Source organism: Haloprofundus salilacus (assembly GCF_020150815.1).
GTDB lineage: Archaea > Halobacteriota > Halobacteria > Halobacteriales > Haloferacaceae > Haloprofundus > Haloprofundus salilacus.
Genome location: NZ_CP083723.1, coordinates 2,961,089 through 2,987,106, shown reverse-complemented (window position 1 = coordinate 2,987,106; position 26,018 = coordinate 2,961,089). Strand labels below are relative to the sequence as shown.

Genomic DNA, 26,018 nt, shown 5'->3' with positions numbered 1-26,018 from the left:
AGATCGAAAGTGCATCTGTACGGGTCAGTGGACCGCACGCCGAAGTGCGGTCGTCCGAGTGGGTTCGGTTTAGCTCGATTCGTTGCCGGTGGTCTCGTTACCGGTGGTCTCGTTGCCGTCGGACTCGTTGCCACTTCCGCCGGTTCCGGCCGAATCGAAGTACGCCTGCGCGCCGGGGTGCAGGTCGATGGACATTCCGTCCTGCGCCGTGTCGGCGGTGATGAACTCCTGTTTGATGTTGATCTCGTCGGTGTTCTCGAAGATAGCTTCGGTGACCGACTGGACGACCTCCTCAGGTTGCTCCTCGTTGGTCGCGATCATCGCCTGCACGGCGACGGTCTGGACGGGTTCGTCGATACCGCTGTACGTGCCGGCGGGAATCTCGTCGTCGGCGAAGTACGATCCGGCTTCCTTGACCTGTTGGCGGGCGTCGCCGGAGATCTCGACGATGCGGATGTTGCTGTTGTTGGCGAGGTCCTCGATGGCGCCGACCGGCCAGCCGCCGACGACGAACGCCGCGTCGACGTCGCCGTTCTGAATCTGCTCGGCCGCCTGCGAGAAGTCGGTGTTCTGTTCGGTGTAGTCCTGGATGCCGACCGCTTCGAGAATCTGTCGGGCGTCGACCTGCGTCCCGCTGCCGAGGTCGCCGGTGTTGATGGTCGCGCCTTCGAGGTCCTGAATCGACTGGATGTCGGAGTTACCGGGCGTCACCACGTGGATGGTCTCCGGGTAAAGCGTCGCCACGCCACGAATGTTCGGGATGGCGTTACCCTCGAACGCGTCGATACCTTCGCCGTTGACCGCGAAGTAGGCGACGTCGTTCTGCAGGAGCGCGAAGTCCGCGTTGCCGCTGCCGAGGCTCCCCGCGTTCTCGACGCTGGCACCCGTCGACTGCACCTGCAGGGTGTAGTCGGTGTTCGCCTCGACGACGCTCTTGAACTGGTTCGACAGCGGGTAGTACGTGCCGCCGGTACCGCCGGCGTGCCACGATAGCTGGTTGCTGCCACCATCGCCGCCGTTTCCGCCATCACTGTCGTTTCCACCGTCGCCGCCATCGCCACCGTCGCCGCCGTTTCCGCCGTTTCCGCCGTCGCCGCCGTTTCCACCGTCAGAACAGCCGGCGAGGCCGACGAGGCCGGCCGCACCGGTTGCAGCGATAAACTTCCGCCGATTGAGATAGCGAGCCATACATCAGAATGTCGGCCAGAGATATATATCAGTAACTATAGTCCAATGTCAACTAATCTCATACCTGAGAGAAACTCCAGTATCGCTAACATTACGTGCCGTCACCGGCGGAGCGTTCCTGCTCCCGAAGGCTATTCCGCGGAGGGCGCGAGTGGCGCGGTATGCGACGCGTCAGCGCCACGGATTATCACGACATCGCTAAACCTGAAACTCCCCAATTGTCTCCCGATGGCGAGCAGGTTGCCTTCGTCAGAAAGGTCCCGAAAGACGACGAATCCTACGAAGCGACCATCTATCTCGTTTCCGCCGACGGCAGCGACGACCCACGACGGTTCACCGTCGACGAGGGCGTCGACAGCCACCCGCGCTGGAGTCCGAGCGGCGACCGACTCGCCTTCGTCTCGACGCGCGGCGCGGACAACGACCGGCCGCAGCTGTGGGTCCTCCCGACGCACGGCGGCGAGGCCCAGCGGGTGACCGACGTCCCCGGCGGCGTCAGCGCACCCGCGTGGAGTCCCGACGGCGAGCGAATCGCGTTCGTGCAGGCAACGACCGAGGAAGAGCGCGAGGAGGAACTCGACCTGAGCATCGCCGACGAGGAGGAGTACGAGCGGGAGACGCCGGACCCCCGCGTCGTCGACCGCCTGGTCTACCGTCAACTCGCCCGGTACATCGACGGCACGCGCGGTCACATCTACGTCGCAGACGTCGAATCCGGCGACGTGAGTCGACTCACCGACGGCGACTACGACCACGGAAGCCCCTCGTGGAGCGACGAGACGACGCTGTACTACACCTCGAAGCGCACCGAAGACCCGGACGACAACGTCTACGTCGATGTGTTCGCCTATGACACCGACGCGGGCGAGGAAGAACACGTCCTCCAGACGACCGGATGGGGGACGGACCTTGCCGTCGCCGGAGACGGCCGCGTCGTCTACGCGCGGACGCCCGAGGACCGCACGTCGATGCGACAGACGGACCTCGAACTGTTCGACCCCGAGAGCGAGGAGACGACCGTCCTGACGGCGGACCTCGACCGCACCGTCGGTGCGGCGGGGTTCCAGTGGGACCCCCGAGAGGAGCACGTCTACTTCGTCACGCCCGACGACGGCGACTACGTCTGCCGTCGCGCCGACGACGCAGGCACAGCAATCGACATCGTCGCGGGCGACGGCCACATCACCGACATCTCGGCGGGCGACGAGGCGGTCGCTTTCGCGAAGAGCGAGTGGGACCACCCCGGCGACGTGTTTATCGCACACGGCGAAGAGACGACGCGACTCACCGAACTCAACGCCGACTACCTCGCCGACACCGAGGTGGGCGAACCCGAGGAACTCCGATTCGAGTCCGACGACGGCGTCGAGGTGCAGGGCTGGGTACTGACGCCACCCGACTTCGACCCGGACGGTAGCGGAGAACCGTCCGGTTCCGCGGACGAATCCGAAACGTACCCGCTCGCCGTCGAGATTCACGGCGGCCCGCACGCGATGTGGTCCACGTCGGGGACCATGTGGCACGAGTTCCAGACGCTGGCGGCACGCGGCTACGTCGTCTTCTGGTCGAACCCCCGCGGGTCGACCGGCTACGGCGAGGAGTTCGGGATGGCCATCGAGCGCGACTGGGGCGACGTGACGATGACCGACGTGATGGCGGGCGCGGAACTCGTCGCCGACCGCGACTACGTCGACGCAGAGAACGCGTTCGTCACCGGCGGGAGCTTCGGCGGCTTCATGACCGGCTGGATAGTGGGTCACACCGACTTCTTCGAGGGCGCGGTCGCCCAGCGCGGCGTCTACGACCTCTCGTCGTTCTACGGGTCGACGGACGCGTTCAAACTCGTCGAGTGGGACTTCGGCGCGAAGCCGTGGGACGAACCGGAGTTCCTCTGGGAGCAGTCGCCGGTCGCCCACGCCGCGAACGCGACGACGCCGACGCTCGTCGTCCACTCGGACAACGACTTCCGCGTCCCGGTCAACAACGGCGAGATGTTCTACCTCTTCCTGAAGAAAAACGGCGTCGACACCCGTCTCGTCCGCTACCCGCGCGAGGGACACGAACTCTCCCGCTCGGGTGAACCGGGACACGTCGTCGACCGAATCGAGCGCATCGCCCGCTGGTTCGACGGCTACTCCGACCACCACGACGTGCCGCGCGCACTGGAGCGCGGCGACGACGGACTCTCGGCCGGTGAGGAAGAACACAAGGGCGACGACGAATAGAGCGCTCTACAGGACCGTTTCGACAGGAACGCGCCTGCGTCAGACGTGCTGTCTGCGTGCGGTTTCGAGTCGAAGAGAGGGGGTTCGAAGAAACGTGTTCTCGCGGAGTTCGACGCGTAAAATCGCGAGGCGATAGGACAGCGAGAGAGATTCAGATGGGTCGAAAGAGACGGGTCGAAATAGGCGGTTCGTAGCTTGAAGCAGCGACCGTTACTTCGTCCGGAACGCGCGGTCGCCGGCATCGCCGAGGCCGGGGATGATGTAGCCGCGCTCGTCGAGGTGGTCGTCGATGGCAACGGTGAGCAGGTCCGGCTCGTCGAACTGGCTGCCGACGCGGAGCAGACCGTCGGGCGCGGAGACCGCAGAGAGGACGAACAGATTCTCGAAGCCAGTCGCTTCCTCCAGCACGTGGTCGAGAACCGTACACATCGTGCTGCCGGTGGCGAGCATCGGGTCGGCGACGATGACGGTGTCTTTCTCTGTTATCTCGGGGAGTTTTACGTAGTCGATTTTGATGGGGAACTCGCCGTCGTCGTTCATGCCCGCATCCTCGTCGCGTCCGGCGCTGATGACGCCCTGTTTGGCGCGGGGGAACGCTTTCAGGAGTCCTTCGACGAACGGGGTGGCGGCCCGGAGAACGTTGACGATGACCACGTCGTCGAGTCCTTTGACACGTTCGCCCGTCGTCTCGGCCATCGGCGTCTCGATGGAGACGAACTCTGTCTCCATTGCGCCGTCAATTATCTCGTAGCCGGCGATACGGCCGAGTTTGACCAGCCCTTTCCGGAAGGCGACCTGTTCGGTCTCGACGTCTCTGAGTTTCGAGAGTGTATCCTTGGCGAGCGCGTGAGTGATGAGATACGCGTCGTCACGGTCTTCGATGGGCATGTGTAGAGCGGAAACGCCGAAGGATATAAAGGACCGTCATCGCCGTCTCGGGGGATCGAGCGGCCCCACGCGCGGGTGACTCTCGGTCACAAGCGAACGTTTACTCGGTGAAACCGTCGGGCCCTCCGGCGCGAAGGGGATTCGGCGATGAATAACAAAGCGTCCCGTCACGGTGCGCTACCACGATGTCCCCCACCAGAGGGTCTGCACGGACCGGGCCGAGCGCCGAGGCGAGAGACGAAGGTGAGTACCGAATCCGCGGCTACGAGGCTAGCGACAGGGAGGGTCTGCTTGCGCTGGACCGGGAAGTGTGGGACCGCCCGCGCGGCCGAGAGTGGTTCGAGTGGAAGTATGTCGAGAACCCCTACGTCGACCACGTGCCGATTTTCGTCGCCGAACACGACGGCAAGATAGTCGGCGCGCGGCCGTTTCTCGTCATGCCGCTTCGGGGCCCGGAGGGAACGGGGACAGCGTTCCAACCGGCGGATACGATGGTCCACCCCGACCACCGACGGCAAGGCGTGTTCACGAACATGACGACGGCGGCGCTCTCGCACTACGCCGACGCCGCGGACGGCCCCGACCTCTACTTCAACTTCCCGAACGACATGTCGCGGCCGGGGTACGAGAAACTCGGCTGGCGCAGTGCGGGTCGGCGTACGACGTTCTACCGTGTGCAGAACCCGAGCGCGCTCGTCGGGACGCGTCTCAACGAGGTCGGCGAGTCGTTCGCGCGGTTGACGACGCCGGTCGCCAAACGCTACTACCGCACCCGCGACAAAGCCGCCCGCATCGACGGACAGTTCGTCGTCCACCGACACCGAACGCTGCCGGTCGAACGACTCGCCGACCTGTACGAGCGGTCGATACCCGACCGTCTCCACGCGCACCGCGACGAGCAGTTCTACCGCTGGCGGTTGGGGAGTCCGCTCTGGCGGCGTCTCACCTACGTCGTTGAGGCCGAAAACGGGCCGCTCGCCGGCCTCGTCGCTCGGACGCGGACGACGAAGGACGGCATCACCATCACGCAGTTCGCCGAACTCACGCCGCTCGTCGGCGACGACGCGTGGATGGCGGGCGTCTCCCGCCTGTTCGAGGCCGCACTCGAAGAACACGCCGACTCCGACGTCGTCGCGGCCGCCGGCAGCGGCCTCCCGCGGGAGTTCCTCGCCGAACACGGCTTTCTGGCCGACGACGAGCGGCCACTGTCGCTTCTGACGCGGAGCCGAGCCACCGTCGTCGCGCGGCCGACGACCGACGACGGACCGTGGTCGTTCGGCGGCGCCCCGCTGGACGACCCCGACAGCTGGTTCGTCTCCTTTCTCGAACGGGATACGACGTGAATCGGGAGACAGCACGAGGACGAGAGCGCGGTCAATCCAATCTTTCTCGACGAAACTGTCGCGGAACGACCCGAATCGAGCGGCAGTGCGCCGGTTCACGCCGAGTCGGCGCGGTCGAGTCGGGCGCCGGCTGAAACAATCGCGTAGACGACGATAGTCGCTGGATAACGATACCGAAGGGTGCTGACCCGAACCCGATGACAACTGCTCGAAAGCGCGTGACGGCGACAGTCACACGCGCGTACAGACTCGGATTGCTCGTGCTCAGCGCGCCAATCGTCCTCGGCGAGTACTTCGACGCCGACACCGGCGCGGCCTACGGCGTCGACTTCCCGACGAAATGTCGCCTCGTCGCCCGGATGCTCTGGAACAACGTCCGACTCCCTACCGGGTCGTCGTTCGTCGAACACCTCGTCGTCGCGACGAAGATACTCCGGATACCGCCCGAGAAAGAGGGCGTCGTCGTCGAGTGCGGCTGTTACCTCGGCGGCAGTACGGCGAACCTCTCGTTGGTCGCGGGTCTCTGCGACCGAACGCTCGTCGTGTTCGACTCCTTCGAGGGGATGCCCGAACCCGACGAGGTGGACGAGGCGCACGTGCTCATGCAGTCCGAGCAGGTGCACACCTACGAAGCCGGGTCGTGGCGCGGGTCGCTCGACGCCGTCCGCCGGAACGTCGCCGCCTACGGCGACATCGACGCGTGCGAGTTCGAGAAAGGCTACTTCGAGGAGACGCTCCCGACGTTCGACCGGCCGGTCGCGCTCGTCTTCCTCGACGTGGGGCTTCGAAGTTCCGCGGAGACGTGTCTCGAAGAACTCTGGCCGCGTCTTCGACGGGAGGGCTACCTGTTCACCCACGACGTGAAGCACATGGAGATTTCGTCGCTTTTCTTCGACCAGGCGTGGTGGCGCGAACGCCTTGACCGGGACGCACCCGGACTCGTCGGCGCGGGCAGCGGCGTCGGTCTCCATCCGCAACGAAACGGCTTCGGGAGTCTGCTCGGCTACGTCGTGAAAGACCCGCCGGTCGATCAGTTCGACCGCGTCGAAGAACGAGGAGCGGGAGCCTACGGCGACGAGATGCTCGGGAGCGCTAGCGGCAACGACGCTTCGAACAGCGAGTGAGGATGACAGTCACCCGCCGACGGGTGACCCCGTCGGTCGTTCACCGGACGACGAGATAGGTCAATACCATCAGCACCGCCGTCGCTCCGGCGAGACGTTGCCACGTGAACGAGAGGAGTCCGACGAACTCGAAGCCGTAGAGGACGACCGATGCGAACGCGAGCGACAAGACGAAATTCATCACGAGCAGGACCCGCGGATCCCCTTGAGACTGCATAGCGCATCTGTTTCGGCCCGGCACTTAGCTTCTTTGTGCCTGCGACCGTCTTCCAGCGTATGCGACTCGGGAACCGTGATGGGTCGCCTATCGACCCCGTGCCGTTTCTCGTCGTCGCGAGCCTCGCCTTCGCCGTCGCGTTCGCGTTCGGTCCGGCCTACGGCCTCTCGTTCGGTCTGTCGCTAACGGTGGCTGTCGCGTTGTCAGCCGTCGCCTTCCTCGGAGCACTGGCACTGGCGTACTACCGCCTCGTCTGGTCGGTCAATCCCGCCATCCGCGAGGAGGTTCCCGCGGGGGTACGGCTTCGGAAACTGTTCTACAGTGGCGCCGCGGTGTTGCTACTGTTGCTATTTCTCTCGCTGTTACGGTTGTAGTCGGCCGCAGTTGGCGGGACCGGCCGGAGCACCAGACTGGCGACTCGGAGACACTTATCACGCAGGAAGATAACGACGACGCATGCACGAGGTGACGGTCTCTCGGTTCGTCCGCGCGCCGCCGCGGGTCGTCCGGCGCGCACTTACGCCCGAAGCGACGATTCAGTACGAAGGGAGCTTCGAGGTCCACGGCGTCGAGGAGACCGAGGACGGCCCCGTTGTCGTCGCCGGAAGCCGCCGCTTCCGGTTCGCGCTCCGCTTCGAGACGCTTGACGACGGTCTCTTCTACGAACAGGCGGGCGAGGCCGGACCGTTCGACGCGATGGAGACGACGGTCACCGTCGCCTCCGAGAACGAAGGCTCGCGGGTGACGATGCGCTCGGCGGTCAGTCTCGGTCTCCCGCTATCGATCGTCACCGACCGCGTGGCGGCGTGGAAGCGGAAGGGCGAACTGAAACGCGCGCTGGACGCGCTGGCGGTGGACGTCGAGTAGCCGGGGACAGCTTCGGTGACGTAACTGGGGATAGGGTTCGGCGGTGAAACCGGAAACAAGGTTCGGTGACGAAACCGAGGTCAGGGTTCGGTGACGACGAGTTCCTCACCCTGCGTCGGGAACGGGTTCTCGAACGCCTCCCAAGTCTCGGTCATTTCTTCGTCCGTCAACAGGCAGTCGTCAAGCGTCGCTATCGTCGCCTCCTCGTCGAGGCCGGTGCCGATGACGACGAACTCGGTCCGCCGGTCGCCCCATTCGTCGTCCCACTCCAAATCCCGGCGGTTCGCCCGATAGAGGTCCCGGTCGGCCTCCGGGAGGGCTGCGATCCACCGGCCGACCGCTTCGGCGCGTACCGACGGTCCCGCCTGACTGACGACGACGGGCGACTCGCGTCCGGCGACCCAACAGGTCCCCTTCGAGCGGACGACGTTCGACGGGAGGTCCGAGAGCAGCGCGGCGAACCGTTCGGGGTGGAACGGGCGGCGACGCCGGTACGTGAACGACGAGACCCCGTACACCTCGTCCGGGTGGCGGTGGTCGTGGTCGTCGTGTACACCGTGACCGTGGTCGTCGTGGTCGCTGTCGCCGTGACTGTGGATGTGGTCGCTGTCGTCCCCACTTTCGCTCTCGGCGAGCGCCCGCTTCCACCCGGCCATCTCCGCGGCCGTCGCTGGGTCGTACAACTCGCGGCCGAACAACCGATCGGGGGCGACCGCCGACTCCCTCGTACGGAGAATCTCGGTGTCGGGTGCGAGCGCCCGCACCATCTCCTCGACGGCGGCCATCTCCGCCTCGGAGACGAGATCCGATTTGTTCAGCAGCACGATGTTGGCGAACTCCACCTGCTCGACCAGGAGGTCCGAGAGCGGGCGACTGTCGTCCTCGTCGGTGCCGCGGCGCTCGGCGACGCCGTCGCCGCCGAAGGCGTCGTAGAACAGCCGACTGTCGAGCACCGTCACGAGCGAGTCCACCTCGTACAGCGCCGCCGCGCGCGACCCCGTCGTGAAGAGGCGCGCGACCGGTTCGGGTTCGCTGATGCCCGAGGATTCGACGACGAGCACGTCGAAGTCGCGGTTCCGCGCGAGTCGCGTGACGGCCGTCTCGAGGTCGTCCTGCAGTTCGCAGCAGATACAGCCGTTCGAGAGTTCGGCGACGCCGTCGCCGACCGAGAGGTCAGAGTTCGCGCTCACGAGTTCCGCGTCGACGTTGAGGTCGCCCATGTCGTTGACGAGGACGGCGATGTTTCGGTCGCCAGCGTTCCGGAGGAGGTGGTTCAACAACGTCGTCTTCCCGGCACCGAGGCTCCCGCTAAGAATGGTGACGGGAATCGTCTGCGTCATGTAGGTACTCTCACCGCCCGACGACCATGAAGCTACGGCGAGCGGCGGTGCGTGCCGGTTCGCACGAGCGGCGTGCTGAGCAACGGATTCAGGAAACGTACGACGTGAACGACATCCTTTTGGCCGCTCCGCGAAGGACGTGAACGTATGACACTCGCAGAGCGCATCGCGGCCTTCCGTGACATCGCCGAGGAGTGGCTCCGGGGACTCTACCACGGGATGATAAGCCACCCGGCGTACGAGAAGATAGAGAACGAGGCCGAGGACATCGAGGATGCGTTCATGCTCGCGTGTTTCCCCGACGCGTTCGGCATCCCGTCGCCCGTCTCCTACTACACCGCCGAACTGCTGCCGTACCTCGAAGACGAGTTCGAAGCGTGGGAGCGGCGAATGTGGGACCGCGGGTCGCTGCTCGAACGTAAAGGTCAGCAGTACCACTTCTGACGATGCGGAAATTCGTCTTCTTCGGCGGCAAAGGAGGAGTAGGAAAGACGACTGTGTCGAGCGCGTACGCGCTCAAGTGCGCGAACGCGGGGCTTCGGACGCTCGTCGTCTCGACGGATCCCGCGCACTCGACGTCGGACGTGTTCGACCAACAGTTCGACGACACCCCGAAACCGGTTGACGGCGTCTCCGGTCTCGACGCGATGGAACTCGACCCCGAGGAGGAGGTGAGTCGCCACCTCCAAGGGATCAAGCGGTCGCTGTCGACGCAGGTGAGTCCCGCGATGGTCAACGAGATAGACCGGCAGGTCGAGATGGCCCACCAGACACCCGGTGCGTACGAGGCGGCGCTGTTCGACCGCTTCGTCGACGTGATGCGCGACTCCGACGAGTACGACCGCGTCGTCTTCGACACCTCGCCGACCGGCGGAACGCTCCGACTGCTGTCGCTGCCGGAGTTTCTGGAGGGGTGGGCCGAGCGACTGCTCGCCAAGCGGAAACAGAGCGTCCGCCTGTTCGAGCGGGCGGCCATCGGCGGCCGCGAACCGCGGCGGATGCGCGAGGGCGACCCCGTCATCGCGCAGTTGGAGGAGCGCCGCGACCGGTTCGCGCTCGCGGGGCGACTGCTCCGAGAGGAGGCGGCGTTCTTCCTCGTCGTCAACCCCGACGAGCTGTCGATTCGAGAGACCAGACGCGCCATCGGCTCGCTCGACGACGCGACGCTCGACGTGCGCGGACTAGTTGTGAACAAACTCACGCCCGAACCCGACGACGACGAGAACGGGCGGGGCGCGCGCTTCCTGCGCGACAGAGTCCAAACCGAGCGCGAGCGGTTGAAGACGCTCCGCGAGGAGTTCGACAAACCGGTCGTCGCCGAGATAGCGACGCGCATCGCCGAGGTGAAAGGCGACCTCCTGGCCGAAGTGGCTTCGGAGATCGACGTTGAAGTACGGGCAGAACCGGCTGAATGAACGGAGAGCGGATAAATATTAGTCAGAATTTCATACATTCACGCTAACCTATTCTGGAGTCAATGCGAGAAATCGCGGAATACAACGTCTGTCGCGTCTGGTAACACTCGTCAGGGAAGCTAATGTTTATATGTGGTATACGCACATCGTTGATGTGGTAGCGTAACATGGTGCAAATCATCTGGCTGGTGGCGACGGTGCTCGTACTGTTTAGCGTGGGGTACTTCGGTTACTCGCGGTATCTCGCGCGGTTCGTCGAACTCAACGACGCGAACACGACACCGGCGCACAAGTACGAAGACGGACAGGAGTACGTCCCGGCGAAGAAGCCGGTACTCCTCGGGCATCACTATTCGAGCATCGCGGGCGGCGCACCCATCGTCGGTCCCATCACGGCGGGCGTGGTGTGGGGTTGGGTGCCCGCGCTCCTGTGGATCGCCATCGGTAATCCGCTAATGGGCGCGACCCACGACTTCGTCTCGCTGTCGGCGAGTCTCCGACACGAGGGGAAGTCCATCGGGTACATCATCGGCGAGTACGTCGGCGAACGGGGCAAGAACATGCTGCTGTGGTTCGCGTTCCTTACTATCATCCTCGTCGTGGCGGTGTTCGCACTCGTCGTGGCGATCGTGTTCAACGCCTACCCGCAGGCGGCGACGGCGAGCCTGATCTACATCGGGCTCGCGGTGCTGTTGGGGATCTACCTCTATCAGCTGAACCTTCCGTTCATCCCCGGGACCGTGGCGTTCGTCGTCGCGATGTTCGTCGGCGTGTTCGTCGGCATTCAGTACCCCCTCGCGCTGCTGCCGGGCGAGGGCTACCCCGCAGGCACCATCGTCCTGTTCTCGATGGAGGGGTCGTGGCTTCCGGCCGCGGGCGCGTTCGGTGCGAACTCCGCCGCGTGGATTCCGGTCATCCTCGTCTACGGTGCGCTTGCGAGCGCGCTTCCGGTGTGGGTGCTCCTGCAACCGCGCGACTACCTCTCGTCGTTCCTGCTGTACACCGGCGTCGGCGGCGCGCTGCTCGCCATCATCGTCGGCACGTTCTTCGGAACGTCGAGCCAACCGCTCACCACGTCTCTCGAACCGTACTACGGCTTCATCGGCCGCGGCGGTCTACCGCTGTTCCCGCTGCTGTTCATCACCATCGCCTGCGGGACCATCAGCGGCTTCCACTCGCTCGTCTCCTCGGGGACGACCTCGAAGCAGCTGAACAAGGAGTCTGACGCCCGCCTCATCGGCTACGGTGGGATGCTCGGCGAAGGACTGTTGGCGGTCGTCGCGCTGTCGGCGGTCGCGCTCGTCTCGCCCGACGTGGGCGGCGGTATCGGTCTCGCACTCCCGACGTTCGCGACCGGCGGCGGCATCATGCTCACGAGCTTCGGTATCCCGGCGAGCTTCGGCGGGCCGTTCATGGCCCTCGTGCTCGTGAGTTTCCTGCTCACCTCGACTGACACTGCCGTCCGTCTCGGCCGGTACATGATGGAGGAGATCATCGACACGCCCGAAACGTCGGCCCAGTCGTTCGCGGCCGACCGGTACGGGAACGCGCTCGTCCAGACGCTCCCCGCCTACATCCTCATCGCGAGCGGGTCGTGGGAGACGCTGTGGGCGCTCTTCGGAGGCGCGAACCAGCTGCTCGCCGCGCTGGCGCTGCTGACGGGGACGGTCTGGCTCGCAAACTGGAGCGACTCCAAGCAGCTCGTGAGCACCGGCGGCCCGATGGTGGTTATGGTCACCATCACGGTGCTCGGCTTGTCGTGGATCGCGTTCCACGACAACCTCTACGCGAAGCTCCTCAACTCGGAGTGGATGGCTTCCGCAGGTATCTTAGATATACTCTCCGGCGTAGCGCAGATCGCCATTGCGCTCACCCTCATCTACCTGGCGCTCTCGCTGGTGAAGTTGGGGTACGAGAACATTCAGAAGGTCCGTCAGGATCCCGGCGCTGGCGAGTTCACGCCCGGCGACGACTGATTCCGGAAAGAACCGCTCGCCAACGGGCGAACCACGACGGATTTTTACCTTTTTTCGCCTCGGAGCTACGCCGACGTCACGGTCTCGAAGCACCACACGACCTTGGCGAGCCCGCGGTCAGCCGCGAAGTCGGTCCACGATGCGCCGGACGAATCCGCGTCCCTCCGTGGGATCGACGTCGCTCCACAGCGCGAACGCGCGGGCGACGTCGGCGTTCGCGCTGGCGACGACGTCCTCGTCATCGGGAGCGACGACGGCGAGGTTCACCTCGTAGTGGCCGTAGTAGCCGTACTTGATGAGGTGGCGGCCGCTGTGGTCGGCGACGAACTCGCGCACGTCGTCGGAAATCGCGGGCGCGACGAGGACGAACGTGAAATCGGTGCCGTAGTGTTCCTCGTCGGCGACGAGCCACTCCGGGTCGTCCGCGAGGTCATCGCCGAGCGAGACGAGCGCTTCGAGGTCGGTGACGGTGACGGCGTTCCGGCGCTGCGCGAAGAGATACTCCTCGGCGGTGTGGTTCGCGTAGTTCAACGACGGGTGGAAGAAGTGCTTCTGGCTCTCGACGCGCATCCGCCCGAACAGGTCGAACGTCCGGCCGCGGACGGTTCGATTCTTCTCGAGGTCGTAGTTGAACATGATGCGGTCGCTCACTCGGTCGAGGTACTCGTCCTCCCAGTCGGGGACGTCCGGGTAAAGCACCTCGTCGGCGTCGGCTGCGCCGGAGGAGTCACCGCCGCCGGAGGCGGCGCGACCCTCGGACCGGTCGGTCACGACTGCCCCCGTCGGCTCATGGTTCGTAGGGGCTGGCGTCGCCGCTGACGTTCGGCGCGCCGATGGCGAGCACGTCGACGGGCGCGTCGGCGTCCTCGGGGTTGTACGCGCGCTGGGGGTCGCCCGGTGAGACGGCGAACAGACAGCCTTCGTCTACCTCGAACGTCTCCTCGGGCGTCTCGACGAACAGCGTTCCCGAGAGGACGAAGAAGGCCTCTTCCTGCTCGTCGTGGTAGTGGTACGCAAGCGGGATCTGTTCGCCCGGTTCGGCGCTAAAGCGGTTGATGGCCATCTGCGTGAGTTCGGCGGCGTCGGTGAGTCGTCGAAGCTCACAGGGACGGTCAGGCGTCGGGTCGACCGCGTCGCAGTCGATGAGACGGTAACTCATACCGGAGACAAACAGTACGGCGACAAAAACGCGTCGGGAACGCGGGAGAAGCTTTAATCGTCTTCTCTCCCAACGGTCGTGACAGAAACACCCATGGGTGGCAAAACCGAAGCGTGTGGCCGGTGTTCGATGACGTCCGTCGTGTCGGTGACGACCGAGGGACGAGACGGGGAAGAACAGGAGGCCCGAACGCCGTTCGCGGGCGCGCGGATCGAGTTGGACGACACCGAACTCCGCCGCGTCTCCCCGTCGGCGTGGTTCGAGGGCGCGCGGGAGCGACTCGACGCGTTCGCGACGAAACTCGCGTACGGCAGGCAGTAACGCCGAATTGGTTTGGCGAGTGCGAACGGTACTCACCGGGAGACGCTTATTACGGTCCGGCGACTTACTAACTGACAGGCGATGGAAGAGAGTATATCCGGGTTCAAGCTTTACGGATCGTGGGGTGAAATCGTCGAACACGGCGAGCGAATCACCCGCGCCCTCCACGACATCGGCGTTTCGGGTGAGGCGTTCGACGAGTGGGACGAGTGGCGGCCGAAGGCCCACGAGCGACTCGGCGAGGACGTGAATCAGAAGACGGCCGAACAGGCGAGCGTCGGCGAAGGCGAGGGCGAGAAAGCCGGGAAAAACCCGGACGACGACCTCCGCACGGCCGGCGAGAAGTTGTCAGAGTCTTACGAAAAGGCGGAGCAGGGCGACAACGAGGGCGCGATGGAGCGCTGGCAGGACTCCATCGGCTACGTCGCACGGGCGGCGGACTCCGCGAGTAGGAAAGCGGTTCGCGCCGTCGAGAGTACGGTGTATCAGAAGGTGATGACCCAACTCGCGCCGTACTACTTCGACAACGAACTCGTGAGCGCGAACATCCAGAAGACGACACGCGGCGAGCGTATCCAGTTCATATTCGAGGTGAACGTCAACGACGACGAGTTGAAAAAGCAGGTCTCCGAGCGCCTCGGGGAGTACGAGGATAGCATCGACCGCTGGCACGTCGACACCGAGAAGGAGACCGAGACGGCCGAAGCCGTCGACGGGGTTGAACCACCGGAACCGAAGGGGACGACGCGGTCGACGACGAACTGACGCGAGTTTTATCTCACGACGAGTCGCGCCGACGGTGACCGAAAGCGAAAACAGTCATAGCGGTGGCGAACAACCGTACGACCGATGGGAAAACCGCTCCGGGTGGAGGCGGGCGAACTGAGCGTAGAGGAGATCCTTACCGCGTTACGGGACGGTCACCGCGTCGTCATCACGACGCAGATGTTCGGCAACGACCACGACGTAACGCTTCGGCACGACGGCGCGACGTACTACTGCGATACGCCGACGACACTCCACAAACACGAGGAGGAGTCGGAGATGCGCGCCTGCATCGAGAAGATGGGATACAACCGTACAGACGCGAACTGACACTAACGCAGGGCTTTAATCGGCGACGCCACATACATCGGACATGGCCGACACACCCGAGATGGAAGACCTCGTCCGGACCGACGACCCCGGCTTCGGGCAGGTTCTCGCGTGCGTCTTCGGGATTCAAGAACACGAGAGTCGGACGTATCTCGTCTTGTTGGAGTATCCGGGAAGCACCGTCGCCGAACTCGCCGAGGAACTTGACCGCGACCGAAGCAACGTCAACCGCTCGTTGATGACGCTTATGGAGAAAGGGCTCGCCGACCGACAGCGGCGGCTGCTCGACCCCGGCGGCTACGTCTACCAGTACACCGCGACGCCGCTGCCGGAGGCGAAGACGATGCTGCACGACGCGCTCGACGAGTGGGCCGAACTCGTCCACGAGCGCATCGACGAGTTCGGCGACGAGTAGTCGGCGCGTCGTCGAACGCCTCCGGTCCGTCGCCGACGGACGCCGAACCGTCCGGCAGCATTCCCCCAAACCTGCGCACTTTTGCCTCCCCAGCGTCCAGGCCTTACCAATGAGTCTGAAGCTCTCACAGCAGCCGGGGAACGTCCCCGAGGTGGCCGACGACGGAATCTGGCTGGAGTGCATCGAGTGCGGCGAGACGTTCGCGCCGTTCGAGGCGGTTCGCTACACCTGCGACGACTGCGACGGCCTGCTCGAAGTCCGCTACGACGATCTCCCGACCTGGGACGACTTCGAAGGCCGCGGCGTCTGGCGCTACAACGCCGCACTCCCGTTCGAGGAGGGCGTCAGTCTCCCTGAGGGCGACACGCCGCTGCACGAGGTGCCCCGACTAGAGGAGTCGGTCGGCGTCCACCGCCTCCGCATCAAACACGAGGGGATGAACCCGACCGGGAGCTTCAAAGACAGGGGGATGACCGTCGGCGTCCGCGTCGCCGAGGAGTTGGGCGTCGGCCGTCTCGCCTGTGCCTCCACCGGAAACACGAGCGCTGCGCTTGCCGCCTACGGTGCCCGCGCCGGGCTGGAGACGCTCGTGCTGCTCCCCGAGGGGAAGGTCGCCGCCGGGAAGATCGCACAGGCGAGCCTCCACGGCGCGCGGATTCTGGAGGTCGACGGCAACTTCGACAGCTGTCTCGACATCGTACAGGATCTCGCTGCTCGCGGCGAAGCCTATCTGCTCAACTCGCTGAACCCGTTCCGACTGGAAGGCCAGAAAACCATCGGCCTCGAAATCCTCGAACGGTTCTACGAGGACGAGGGCCGGTATCCGGACCGCATCGTCCTCCCCGTCGGCAATGCGGGCAACACCGCCGCGCTCTACAAGGCGTTCCGCGAACTCGTCGCCAGCGGCGCGCTGCACCCGCGCGACGTGCCGAAACTCACCGGCGTTCAGGCCGAAGGGGCCGCGCCGATGGTCGAAGCCGTCGAGAACGACGCCGACGAGATTCGAAGGTGGGACGAGGTGGAGACCAAAGCCACCGCGATTCGCATCGGCAACCCGGTCAACGCGCCGAAGGCGCTCCCCGGCATTCGCGAGACGGGCGGTACTGCCGTTTCGGTCTCCGACGAGGCCATCACGTCGGCGCAGCGTGCGCTCGCTCGGGAGGGAATCGGCGTCGAACCCGCCTCCGCAGCCTCCGTCGCCGGGCTGCAGAAACTTCGCGAGCAGGGCGTCGTCGACGCCGACGAGGACGTTGTCTGTCTCACGACGGGACACCTGCTGAAAGACCCCGACGCCGCGTTCGAGGCGGGCGACGACCCCGAATCCGTGCCGAACGACACCGACGCCGTGCTCCGCCACCTCGAAGGTTGAGTCGACGGTGTCATCTCAAATTTGAAAGGTGTGCTCGGCCGCTGAGTAACCAGTAGAGCTGACAGTATTGCGTTCCTGTGAGAGTATGACGATAGTCTGACACGGGTTTTTCCCGGTCGTAGGGCGTACGACCGTCCATGCCGCTATCCAACTTTCCAACTGCCACCGTCAGTCCATCGAGCGACCGAACGTATCCCGCCGGCGACTCGTCGCAGGAGTCGTCTCACCGACCGCAAACCGACGACGAGGAGACGGATCAGCGGCTTCCGCAGCGGTCGACGCGTTCGACGCCCGACGTGATATCGCAGTCGTCCGCTCGCGCCAACCCGCCGGTCACCTCGAACCCGTCGGTCTCCCCGCGGGAGCGCCTCACCGAGGTCGAAGAGCGCATCGAGCGACTGGAGACGGAACTCGCCCGCCTCAAATCCGGACGCGAGGTCGTCGTCGACTGTCAGAGAGGACCGACGGCCGGAATGCGGTCGAACCCGAATCCATCGAACCGAAAACGCGGTCGGTCCGTCGGACGGTCCGCGCGAGGACGAGAGAGAAAGACCCTCCGGAACCGAAACGACGACAAGAACCTCCTCCCGAAGAAGGACCGGTTCGAGTGGCTTCTCCCGAAGCGAAACGACAACCTCCTCCGGAAACTGTTCTGGCCGTGAACGGTCGGTACCCCCCGCTGACGCGCTGACCGAGCAGATACTCTTCAAACAGCGAGAACGTGTGACAGTAGTCTGACGTAGACTTTTGGTACTCCGTGACATACCCGAGGACGTGTCGCTCTCCGACCTCCCGACTGGTACAGTCAGCGAATCGACCTCCCGAACGTATCCCGCGGGCGTCTCCCCCCGCGAATCGAGGCGTGTGCCGCATGCCGACGGCAGTTTCAACGACGGAACGTCGTCACGGGCGCCGCGAAGTGACGGCGGCAAACCGAGCGGACGACCACGGAGACTGCCGTCCGTCGAGGCGTCGGCGCACTCAGAACGCGCCTCCGCACGAACTACGGCGAGCGGTCCCGAGTCGTCGCCGGCCCCGTCCCGGCAGCGTCTCGAAGCGCTGGAGGCGCGAATCCGGCAACTGGAAGCGGAGCTCGAACACGTCGAGTCCGAACGGCAGGCCGTCATCGACCACTACGAGGGACTGTTAGAAGCGGAACGAAGTCGGACCGACGACGAACGCCGTCGGCGGAACGAACATCCGATTCGACGGCTGCTCGGCCTCTGATTACTCGGTAATCAGGTCGAGACGGCGCGTCTCCGCGTCGCCGTTGAGGATGATGGTGCGGACGCCGATGATGCGGTCGTCGGCCAGCAGCGCCTCGGCGGCCTCCTCAGGGACCGCGGAGTCGAGGTTGTAGACGGTGAGCGCCTCGCCGCCGCGAGTCTCGCGGGCGTTGAACATCCCTGCGATGTTCACGCCGTGGTCGCCGAGAACGGTGCCGATGAGGCCGATGACGCCAGGTTTGTCGTAGTTTCGCGCGACGAGCATGTGCCCGTGCGGGACGGCGTCGACGCGGTAGCCGTCGATGCGGACGATGCGCGGTTCCTCGCCCGCGAACAGCGTCCCGCTGACCGACAGCGACTCCTCGCCGTCGCCGACGGTGACGGTGACGAGGCTCTGGAAGTCCTCGCTCTGCCTGCTCTTGCTCTCGGTGACGTCGATGCCGCGCTCCTCGGCGAGGTGGGGGGCGTTGACCGCGTTGACCTGCCACTCCAGCGGTTCAAAGACGCCTTTGAGACCGCTCGCGGTGACGAGTTCGACGTTTTCGGCGGCGATATCGCCGTCGTACGCCACCTCGATCTCGGAGATGCGCTCGCCGAACACCTGCGCCGCAATCTTCCCGGCCGTCTCCGCGAGGCCGATGTACGGCTTGATGCGCGGGAACGCCTTCTCGTCCACGGAGGGGGCGTTCAGCGCGTTGAGGACGGGTTCCTCCTCGAACGCCGCGAGCACCTGTTCGGCGGTGTCGACGGCGACGCTCTCCTGGGCCGCCTCGGTGGACGCGCCGAGGTGCGGCGTTACGATGATGTCGTCGACATTGAGCAGCGGCGAGTCCTCGGCGAGCGGTTCCTCCTCGAACACGTCGAGCGCCGCGCCGGCGACAGTGCCGTCTTCGACGGCCGCCGCGAGCGCGTCCTCGTCGATGATGCCGCCGCGCGCGCAGTTGACGACGTAGCCGTCACCGAGCGTTTCGAGTTCGTCCTCTCCGATCATTCCTCGGGTTTCGGGCAGCAGCGGCGTGTGAATCGTCAGGAAGTCTGCATGGGCCAGACAGGCGTCGAGTTCGTCGACGAGTTCCGCGCTGAACTGGTCGGCGCGCTCCTGGGAGATGTAGGGGTCGTAGACGACGAGGTCCATCCCGAGGTTACCGAGGCGCTTGGCGACTTCCTGCCCGACGCGGCCGAAGCCGACGATACCCAGCGTTTTGCCGTTGACCTCCGTGCCGAGGTAGTCGCTCTTGGCCCACTCGCCCGCTTTTAGGCGGACGTGCGCCTGCGGAATCGAGCGCGCGGCGGCGAACGCCATCGCGACGGTGTGTTCGGCGGCGGCGCGGACGTTCCCCTCGGGGGCGTTGGCGACGATGACGCCGTGGTCGGTGGCGGCGTCGATGTCGATGTTGTCCACGCCGATACCGGCGCGGCCGACGATAACGAGGTCGGGGGCGGCCTCGAAGACGGCCTCGTTCACGTCGGTTCCGGAGCGTACCACGAGCGCGTTGACGTCGGCGACGGCGGAGAGTAGTTCGTCGCCCGTCACGTCGTAGGCGGTTTCGACTTGGTGGCCCGCCTCGCGGAGTCGTTCGAGGCCGGCGTCGGCTATCGGGTCGGTGACCAGCACCTTCATGCCAGTAGGCTTCTTCGGATAGTGGTTAAGGGTTTCTTCGCCGGCCGATATGGCGTCCATCCGGCCGAGGCGTCGCGACGACCCATCGGATTAACAATGGATGGGTTCCGAACGGTCGTATGACGCGGAGGCAACGACGCGGATGGCGGTGAGCGGAACGCCGCTGGAGAGCGTCTCCGTCGAACCGGAGACCAGTCTCCTCATCACGGGTCCGACGCTCACCGGAAAGCGTCGCCTGATGTACAGACTCCTCGCTGCGGCGTCGGACGTGCGACGAAAACGAACGACGATTCTCGCGACGACTCGAAAGCGAGCCGATACGATCGAACAGGAGTACGAGTCGGTCGGCGGCGGCACCGCTGCCGCCGAACTCTCTATCGTCGACTGCGTCGGTCGCCTCGGCGGGTTCGACCACGACCGGACGCGACCGAACTACCGGTACGTCTCCAGTCCGGGCGACTTGACCGGCGTCGGTATCGCAGTCACGGAGTTCATGCGCCGACAGTACGAGGCGGGTGCCGAGGCGCGCGTCGGCGTCCACTCGCTGTCGACGATGCTGATGTACACCGAACTGCGTCGCCTGTTCCAGTTCCTCCACGTGCTCACCGGTCGCATCGCCAACTGCGGGTTCACGGGCGTCTTCGTCGTCGACTCCGACGTCGTCGACGACCGGGACTTCGCGATTCTCAAACAGCCGTTCGACGCCGTCCTCGAACTCCGCGAGACCGACGACGGCCGCGAGTACCGCCTTCGAGGCGAGTACGAGGGACCGCGTCGGTGGACCGCGTTCGATCCCCGAGCGGGCGCTCAGTAATCGTCGAGGTAGTCGAACGCGGCGTCGACGAGCGGGGACTGTCGCCGCTCGAACGTGGCGATGATACCGGACCACTCGCCGGTCGGGTAGATGGCGAGGATGGCGTTTTCGAACCATCGAAGCGTCGCGTCGAGTTCGCCGTAGTCGTCCAACTCGGTGTCGGTCCGAGGGTCGGCGAGTCCCTTCATCACCAGCGTCTTCGCGCGGCGTCGAATCTCGTCGTCGGAGAAACGCTCTCGCAAGTCGTCGCGGAGATACAGAATCTGGTGGTCGTCGCCATCGTAGCGTGCGACCGCCCGGAGCCCCTCCGCGTTGTCCTCTCGGAGCGCCTCCACGAGGTCCTGCAGCGGTTCGGAGAGCGTCTCGCCCTCTTCGTCGAGGTCCGCTTGGATATCGGCTTCCACGTCTCGGAGGGTGTCTTCCATAACCTATCTAGATGCGTGAGAGTACATAACTCCATCTCCGGCGCGGCGCGCGTCCAGCGGTCGGTTTACGGGATCGACGAACACAGGAAGTCGCGAGCAGTCGCAATAAGAGGGGAGTCGAAAGGATTCAACACGTCGGCGCATGACAGAGGAATATGAAACTCGTCGCGTTCGACTTCGACGGAACGCTCTCAGACTCGGAGATGACGGTGCTGCTCGGCAAGCAGAAAGGGGTGGCCGACCGGATGGCCGACATCACCGAGCGAGCGATGAACGACGAAATCAGCTACGCGAAGAGCCTGTACGACCGCGCCGCGCTGCTCGAAGGGCTGGAGGAAGAACGTGCCCAGGAGGCGTACGACGAGGTGAAGCTCCGACCGGGCGCGGCGAAACTCATCCGGCGATTGAACGATTACGGCCATCACACCGCCGTCCTCACCGGCGGGTTCGAGCGCGGCGTCGAATCTGCACTGGAAGCGGAGGGGGTCGGAGTCGACACCGTCGTCGCCAACCGTCTCCCCGTGAAGGGTGGGCGACTGACCGGCGAGGCGGAGGGACCGCTCATCGAGGGGACAAAAGACCGCGAACTCGAACGCCTCGCCGACGAACTCAACGTGGAGATGAGTCAGACCGTCGCGATCGGCGACGGCGCCAACGACCTCCCGATGCTCGAAGTCGCGGGCTTCTCGGTCGGCTTTCTCCCGAAGGAGGCGGTTCGACCCGCCTGCGACACCGTCGTCGCCTCGATGTACCGACTCGGCAAGGTGTTCGAGGGCCGGAACATGCTCCGACCCAAGGAGTAGTTCAGTTCGTCGCCGCCTCGATAGCCTGGTCCAGGTCGGCGAGGATGTCCTCGGGGTCTTCGATACCCACGGAGAGGCGAACCATGTCGGCGGTGACGCCCGCCGCCTCCTGTTCTTCTTCGGTGAGTTGCTGGTGGGTCGTCGAGGCGGGATGGATGACGAGCGTCTTCGCGTCTCCGACGTTCGCCAAGAGCGAGGCGAGTTCGACGTTCTCGACCGTCGCGCGGGCCGCCTCGTAGCCCTCCGCGAGTCCGAACGTTATCATGCCGCCGTAGCCGCCTTCGAGATACTCGGTCGCCTCCGCGTGGGTCTCGTGCGACTGAAGCCCGGGGTAGTTCACCCACTCGACGGCCGGGTGGTCGGCGAGGTACTCGGCGACGATCTGGGCGTTCTCGCAGTGGCGGTCCATCCGCAGCGGCAGGGTCTCCAGTTTTTCGAGCGTCTGCCACGCGTCGAACGGCGACTGCTGGTTGCCGAGGTCACGCAGGCCGCGGGCGATAGCGGCGTAGGTAAAGGCCGCGTCTCCGAAGCGCTCGGCGAAGTTGACGCCGTGGTACGCCGGGTTCTCCTTCGCGATTTCGGGGTAGTCGTCGGCGTACTCCGTCCACGGGAACGACCCGCCGTCGACCAGCGCGCCGCCGACGGTCGTTCCTGCGCCCGTAATCCACTTCGTCGTCGACTCCCAGACGAGGTCCGCGCCGCGTTCGAGCGGCTGGCAGAGCGCGGGCGTCGCGAACGTGTTGTCTACGAACAGTGGCGTCCCGTGCTCGTGAGCGATGTCGGCGATGCGTTCGATGTCGGGCGTCACGAGCGCCGGATTTCCGATGGTTTCGAGGTGGACGTAGGCGGTGTCGTCGTCGATAGCCTCGGCGTAGGCGTCGTAGTCCAACGCGTCGACGAACCGAGTGGAGATACCGCGGCGCTCGACAGTGTGAGTGAGGTAGGTGTACGTCCCGCCGTACAGCGCCGACGACGAGACGACGTTGTCACCGGCTTCGGCGAGCAGGAACGTCGCGAGGTCGAACGACGCCATCCCCGAAGCCGTCGCGACCGCGCCGACGCCGCCCTCCAGCGACGCGAGCCGCTCCTGCAGCATCGCGTTCGTCGGGTTCATCAACCGCGAGTAGATGTGTCCCGGTTTCTCCAGCGCGAACTGCGCGGCGGCGTCGTCGGCGTCGTCGAAGACGTACGACGTGGTCTGGTAGATGGGCGGCGCTCGCGCGCCCGTCGTCGGGTCGGGGGCCTGTCCGGCGTGCAGGCTTCGAGTGCGGAATCTGGGGCTGTCGGAGCTGTCGGAAGCGTCGTTGTCGTCGGCCATGCAAAAACAGTTGACAGTCCGCATAGGTAAAGTGGGCGGCAGAAACAGTTACTGCCGGTGGCCGTGACGAGCGGAAACCCGGCAAAGACGAGCCGCACTGGGTTCAGAAATCCGACGATTCACCGCGAGAACAGACTGGAGTGGACGGGTGCGAACTCGGGGTCGCTGCCGCCGTCGCTCTCCGCGGGGGCGGTGTCGGTGACGGCGCGGCCGCCGACGCCGTCTTCGAGGAAGTCCGCCACCGGCGGGCCGACGTTCTCGGGTTCGACGAGGAACGCGTCGTGGCCGTGGTCGGAGTCGACGACGTGGTGGGCGACCGGCACCTCGGAGGCGCGAAACGCCTCGGCGAGCGACTCCGATTGCTCGGTCGTGAAGTGCCAGTCGGCGGTGAAGGAGAGGAGCAGCGCTTCGCCCGCGAACGCCGCCAGCGCGTCGGCGTCGGACTCGTACCCCTCTCGGAGGTCGAAATCGTCCATCGCCCGCGTCAGGTAGAGATAGGAGTTCGCGTCGAATCGGTCGATGAAGTTGCCGGCGTTGTAGTCGAGGTACGACTCCACGTCGCGGTACGGGAAGAAGGAGGCCGCGGGGTCGGTGGGGAACGTCTCGCGGTGGGCGTCGCGGCCCGCCGACCGGCGGCCGAACTTCTGGGCCATCGACGACTTCGAGAGGTACATCACGTGACCCAACTGCCGGGCGAGCGCGAGACCGTTCTCCGGTTCGGGACCGCCGTAGTAGTCGCCGCCGTTCCAGTTCGGGTCGGTTGTGATGGCGCGACGGGCGATGGCGTCGAGCGCGAGGCACTGCGGGTCGAGTCGGGCGGCGGCGGCGACGACGACGAGGCGGTTGACGTCGTCGGGGTAGCGCTGCGCCCAGTCGAGTGCGTTCATCCCGCCGACGCTGCCGCCGACGACGGCGTGGAGGCGACCGACGCCGAGCGTATCCAAGAAGCGGCGCTGCGCGCGCGTCCAGTCGCCGACGGTGACCGGCGGAAACTCGGTCCCCCACGGATCACCGTCGGGACCCGTGCTCGACGGGCCGGAACTGCCGTAGCACGACCCGGGAACATTCGCGCAGACGACATAGTAGTCGGAGGTGTCGATGGCCTTGCCGGGACCGACCACGTCGTTCCACCACGCGCGGGCCTGTCCGGCGGTCTTCGCGCCGCTCTCGGATTCGGACACCTCGCTTTCGTCGTTTTCGCCCACGTCGTCGTCGACGCCGGCGTCCGCGCGCGACCACGCCGACCGGTCCACGTCGGCGACGTGCTGGCTTCCGGTGAGCGCGTGACAGACGAGAACGGCATTGTCGCCGGTGAACTCGCCGTACGCCTCGTAGGCAATTTCGAGGTCGTCTATCGACTCGCCGCACTCGAACTCGAACGAACCGAGCGAGACGGCGTCGCGCTCGACGTTCGTCATGTTCCTCCGGTCGCGCGCGTCGCTCGGTCGATGCCGCGCTCTACGTCGGCGAGAATGTCCTCTGGGTCCTCGATGCCGACCGAGAAGCGCAGCATGTCGGGGCGGACGCCCGCCGCGCGTTGCTCGTCCTCGCTCAACTGGGCGTGGGTCGTCGAGGCGGGGTGGATGACGAGCGTCTTCGCGTCGCCGATGTTCGCGAGGAAGGAGGCGAGTTCCGTCTCCTCGCAGAACCGCTTGCTCGCCTCGTAGCCGCCTTCGAGACCGAAGGTGACCATTCCGCCGAAGTCGGCGAGATACCGGGCGGCGTTGTCGTGCGTCGGGTGAGAGTCGAGACCCGGATACGTCACCCACGCGACGTCGTCGTGGTCGGCGAGGTACTCGGCGACGATGCGGGCGTTCTCGCAGTGGCGGTCCATTCGCAGGGGAAGAGTTTCGAGTCCCTGCAGCGTCTGCCACGCGTCGAACGGCGACTGCTGGTTGCCGAGGCTCCGGACGGCGCGCTGACGCGCCGCGGTCGCGAACGCCCGGTCGCCGAAGCGCTCGGAGAAGTCGACGCCGAACGCCGGGTTCTCGCCCGCGAGTTCCGGGTATTTGTCGGCGTGGTCGGCCCACGGGAACGACCCTCCGTCGACGAGGATACCACCGACCGTGGTGCCGGAGCCGTGAAGCCACTTCGTCGTCGACTCCCAGACGATGTCCGCGCCGTGTTCGAGTGGGCGACAGAGCGCCGGCGTCGCAAAGGTGTTGTCGACGAACAGCGGCGCGCCGTGGTCGTGGGCGATGTTGGCGACCCGCTCGAACTCCGGCGTGACGAGCGACGGGTTGGCGATGGTCTCGACGTGGACATATGCTGTCTTTTCGTCGATGGCCTCGGCGTACGCGTCGTAATCCAGCGTCTCGACGGTCCGGGTCTCGATTCCCCGGCGACTGGCCATCTTCGAGAGGTAGGCGCTCGTGCCGCCGTAGGCGTCGGCGCTGGCGACAACGTTGTCGCCCGCCGAGGCCAGAATACTCGTCGCGCTGTCGAACGCCGCCATCCCCGAGGCGGTGGCGACGGCGCCGGTACCGCCTTCGAGGTCGGCGAGGCGCTGTTCGAGGATTCGTACCGTGGGATTGGAGATACGCGAGTAGACGTCGCCCTCCGCGTCGAGCGCGTAAAGGTCGGCCGCGCGGTCGGCGTCGTCGAAGACGTACGACGTAGTCTGGTAGATAGGCGGCGCTCGCGCGCCTGTCGAGGGGTCCGGCGCGTGCCCGGCGTGGAGGCTCCGGGTTCTGAAGCCGCGAGTCATGTATGAGAAGCATATTCTCTGAGAAGGATATAACCGTCAGTTACGGCAAATGCTGCAGGCTGTCGGGAGAGAAATAGTTCGAGAAGAACTTCGGACGATCCCTATGTCGAGCAATCGCCTCGTCGAATACCTCCGCGACACTCTCGCAGAAAGGAACCGAAC

At 65.4% G+C, this 26,018-nt stretch carries 28 protein-coding genes; 17 read left to right on the top strand and 11 right to left on the bottom strand.

Translation table 11 applies throughout. The annotated features are described in order from the left end of the window. Positions 1-69: 69 nt before the first annotated feature. Positions 70-1,188 carry a TAXI family TRAP transporter solute-binding subunit gene (locus LAQ58_RS15435; protein ID WP_224448328.1) on the bottom strand — a complete coding sequence of 373 codons (1,119 nt, stop codon included), beginning with the start codon at positions 1,186-1,188 and terminating at the stop codon, positions 70-72. A 161-nt stretch (positions 1,189-1,349) separates the two neighbouring features. Between LAQ58_RS15435 and LAQ58_RS15430 the strand changes: the two genes are divergently transcribed. Then, positions 1,350-3,413 carry a S9 family peptidase gene (locus tag LAQ58_RS15430; protein WP_224448327.1) on the top strand — a complete coding sequence of 688 codons (2,064 nt, stop codon included), beginning with the start codon at positions 1,350-1,352 and terminating at the stop codon, positions 3,411-3,413. Positions 3,414-3,623: 210 nt separating this feature from the next. Here LAQ58_RS15430 and upp read toward each other — a convergent pair whose 3' ends face one another. Next, entirely contained in the window at positions 3,624-4,301 is a 678-nt protein-coding gene (gene upp / locus LAQ58_RS15425) for a uracil phosphoribosyltransferase (RefSeq protein ID WP_224448326.1), read from the bottom strand. A 185-nt stretch (positions 4,302-4,486) separates the two neighbouring features. Between upp and LAQ58_RS15420 the strand changes: the two genes are divergently transcribed. Then, the gene (locus LAQ58_RS15420) at positions 4,487-5,644 is read left to right on the top strand and encodes a GNAT family N-acetyltransferase (RefSeq protein ID WP_224448325.1); all 1,158 of its coding nucleotides are present in this window, start codon (positions 4,487-4,489) and stop codon (positions 5,642-5,644) included. A 197-nt stretch (positions 5,645-5,841) separates the two neighbouring features. Then, positions 5,842-6,768 carry a TylF/MycF/NovP-related O-methyltransferase gene (locus tag LAQ58_RS15415; protein ID WP_224448324.1) on the top strand — a complete coding sequence of 309 codons (927 nt, stop codon included), beginning with the start codon at positions 5,842-5,844 and terminating at the stop codon, positions 6,766-6,768. Positions 6,769-6,808: 40 nt separating this feature from the next. On the opposite strand, the gene LAQ58_RS15410 is transcribed toward LAQ58_RS15415, so the two are convergent. After that, positions 6,809-6,985, bottom strand: coding sequence for a DUF8107 family protein (locus LAQ58_RS15410; protein WP_224448323.1), 177 nt, complete (start codon positions 6,983-6,985; stop codon positions 6,809-6,811). 59 nt (positions 6,986-7,044) lie between these two features. Here LAQ58_RS15410 and LAQ58_RS15405 point away from each other — a divergent pair, with 59 nt between their 5' ends. Continuing rightward, positions 7,045-7,359, top strand: coding sequence for a hypothetical protein (locus LAQ58_RS15405; protein ID WP_224448322.1), 315 nt, complete (start codon positions 7,045-7,047; stop codon positions 7,357-7,359). Positions 7,360-7,441: 82 nt separating this feature from the next. Then, positions 7,442-7,852 carry an SRPBCC family protein gene (locus LAQ58_RS15400; protein ID WP_224448321.1) on the top strand — a complete coding sequence of 137 codons (411 nt, stop codon included), beginning with the start codon at positions 7,442-7,444 and terminating at the stop codon, positions 7,850-7,852. A gap of 80 nt (positions 7,853-7,932) precedes the next feature. Here the strand turns inward: LAQ58_RS15400 and LAQ58_RS15395 are convergent, their stop codons facing one another. Continuing rightward, positions 7,933-9,192, bottom strand: a complete 1,260-nt coding sequence (locus LAQ58_RS15395) for a CobW family GTP-binding protein (protein WP_224448320.1) — start codon at positions 9,190-9,192, stop codon at positions 7,933-7,935. Between the two features lie 147 nt (positions 9,193-9,339). On the opposite strand from LAQ58_RS15395, the gene LAQ58_RS15390 reads away from it, so the two are divergent. The 3 genes from LAQ58_RS15390 (at position 9,340) to LAQ58_RS15380 (ending at position 12,583) form a co-directional block, all read left to right on the top strand. Continuing rightward, positions 9,340-9,636, top strand: a complete 297-nt coding sequence (locus LAQ58_RS15390) for a DUF7990 family protein (RefSeq protein ID WP_224448319.1) — start codon at positions 9,340-9,342, stop codon at positions 9,634-9,636. A 2-nt stretch (positions 9,637-9,638) separates the two neighbouring features. Beyond that, positions 9,639-10,607, top strand: coding sequence for an ArsA family ATPase (locus LAQ58_RS15385; RefSeq protein ID WP_224448318.1), 969 nt, complete (start codon positions 9,639-9,641; stop codon positions 10,605-10,607). Positions 10,608-10,774: 167 nt separating this feature from the next. After that, a complete protein-coding gene (locus tag LAQ58_RS15380) occupies positions 10,775-12,583 on the top strand; it encodes a carbon starvation CstA family protein (protein WP_224448317.1) in 1,809 nt (602 codons plus the stop codon). A 117-nt stretch (positions 12,584-12,700) separates the two neighbouring features. Here the strand turns inward: LAQ58_RS15380 and LAQ58_RS15375 are convergent, their stop codons facing one another. After that, entirely contained in the window at positions 12,701-13,354 is a 654-nt protein-coding gene (locus LAQ58_RS15375) for a DUF8052 family protein (protein ID WP_425490670.1), read from the bottom strand. 16 nt (positions 13,355-13,370) lie between these two features. After that, positions 13,371-13,742, bottom strand: coding sequence for a cupin domain-containing protein (locus LAQ58_RS15370; RefSeq protein WP_224448316.1), 372 nt, complete (start codon positions 13,740-13,742; stop codon positions 13,371-13,373). A gap of 93 nt (positions 13,743-13,835) precedes the next feature. Between LAQ58_RS15370 and LAQ58_RS15365 the strand changes: the two genes are divergently transcribed. The 7 genes from LAQ58_RS15365 to LAQ58_RS15335 all read left to right on the top strand — a co-directional run bounded on the left by LAQ58_RS15365 (position 13,836) and on the right by LAQ58_RS15335 (position 18,169). Further along, positions 13,836-14,063: a DUF8007 family protein gene (locus LAQ58_RS15365; RefSeq protein WP_484494500.1), complete on the top strand. Its 228-nt coding sequence runs from the start codon at positions 13,836-13,838 to the stop codon at positions 14,061-14,063. Positions 14,064-14,144: 81 nt separating this feature from the next. Beyond that, entirely contained in the window at positions 14,145-14,828 is a 684-nt protein-coding gene (locus LAQ58_RS15360) for a DUF5828 family protein (RefSeq protein WP_224448314.1), read from the top strand. An 84-nt stretch (positions 14,829-14,912) separates the two neighbouring features. Next, positions 14,913-15,158 carry a DUF8001 family protein gene (locus tag LAQ58_RS15355; protein ID WP_224448313.1) on the top strand — a complete coding sequence of 82 codons (246 nt, stop codon included), beginning with the start codon at positions 14,913-14,915 and terminating at the stop codon, positions 15,156-15,158. A 43-nt stretch (positions 15,159-15,201) separates the two neighbouring features. Continuing rightward, positions 15,202-15,573 (top strand): helix-turn-helix domain-containing protein, encoded by a 372-nt coding sequence (locus LAQ58_RS15350; protein ID WP_224448312.1) that lies wholly within the window; start codon positions 15,202-15,204, stop codon positions 15,571-15,573. Between the two features lie 109 nt (positions 15,574-15,682). Next, entirely contained in the window at positions 15,683-16,942 is a 1,260-nt protein-coding gene (thrC, locus tag LAQ58_RS15345) for a threonine synthase (protein WP_224448311.1), read from the top strand. A gap of 137 nt (positions 16,943-17,079) precedes the next feature. Next, complete coding sequence (locus tag LAQ58_RS15340; protein WP_224448310.1) at positions 17,080-17,604, top strand: hypothetical protein; 525 nt, start codon at positions 17,080-17,082, stop codon at positions 17,602-17,604. A 112-nt stretch (positions 17,605-17,716) separates the two neighbouring features. Beyond that, complete coding sequence (locus LAQ58_RS15335; protein WP_224448309.1) at positions 17,717-18,169, top strand: med21 domain-containing protein; 453 nt, start codon at positions 17,717-17,719, stop codon at positions 18,167-18,169. Here the strand turns inward: LAQ58_RS15335 and serA are convergent, their stop codons facing one another. Further along, positions 18,170-19,789, bottom strand: coding sequence for a phosphoglycerate dehydrogenase (serA, locus tag LAQ58_RS15330; RefSeq protein WP_224448308.1), 1,620 nt, complete (start codon positions 19,787-19,789; stop codon positions 18,170-18,172). Between the two features lie 100 nt (positions 19,790-19,889). Between serA and LAQ58_RS15325 the strand changes: the two genes are divergently transcribed. Next, the gene (locus tag LAQ58_RS15325; RefSeq protein WP_224448307.1) at positions 19,890-20,603 is read left to right on the top strand and encodes a DUF7504 family protein; all 714 of its coding nucleotides are present in this window, start codon (positions 19,890-19,892) and stop codon (positions 20,601-20,603) included. Here the strand turns inward: LAQ58_RS15325 and LAQ58_RS15320 are convergent. After that, a complete protein-coding gene (locus tag LAQ58_RS15320; protein WP_224448306.1) occupies positions 20,597-21,028 on the bottom strand; it encodes a DUF7522 family protein in 432 nt (143 codons plus the stop codon). The genes LAQ58_RS15325 and LAQ58_RS15320 overlap by 7 nt on opposite strands. Positions 21,029-21,183: 155 nt before the next feature. Here LAQ58_RS15320 and serB point away from each other — a divergent pair, with 155 nt between their 5' ends. Beyond that, positions 21,184-21,831, top strand: a complete 648-nt coding sequence (gene serB / locus LAQ58_RS15315; RefSeq protein ID WP_224448305.1) for a phosphoserine phosphatase SerB — start codon at positions 21,184-21,186, stop codon at positions 21,829-21,831. 1 nt (position 21,832) lies between these two features. Here serB and LAQ58_RS15310 read toward each other — a convergent pair whose 3' ends face one another. The 3 genes from LAQ58_RS15310 to LAQ58_RS15300 all read right to left on the bottom strand — a co-directional run bounded on the left by LAQ58_RS15310 (position 21,833) and on the right by LAQ58_RS15300 (position 25,856). Next, complete coding sequence (locus LAQ58_RS15310) at positions 21,833-23,149, bottom strand: O-acetylhomoserine aminocarboxypropyltransferase/cysteine synthase family protein (RefSeq protein ID WP_224448304.1); 1,317 nt, start codon at positions 23,147-23,149, stop codon at positions 21,833-21,835. A gap of 119 nt (positions 23,150-23,268) precedes the next feature. Beyond that, positions 23,269-24,567, bottom strand: coding sequence for a homoserine O-acetyltransferase MetX (gene metX / locus LAQ58_RS15305; RefSeq protein WP_224448303.1), 1,299 nt, complete (start codon positions 24,565-24,567; stop codon positions 23,269-23,271). Next, the gene (locus LAQ58_RS15300; protein ID WP_224448302.1) at positions 24,564-25,856 is read right to left on the bottom strand and encodes an O-acetylhomoserine aminocarboxypropyltransferase/cysteine synthase family protein; all 1,293 of its coding nucleotides are present in this window, start codon (positions 25,854-25,856) and stop codon (positions 24,564-24,566) included. The genes metX and LAQ58_RS15300 overlap by 4 nt, the downstream gene beginning before the upstream one ends. Positions 25,857-26,018 lie beyond the last annotated feature (162 nt).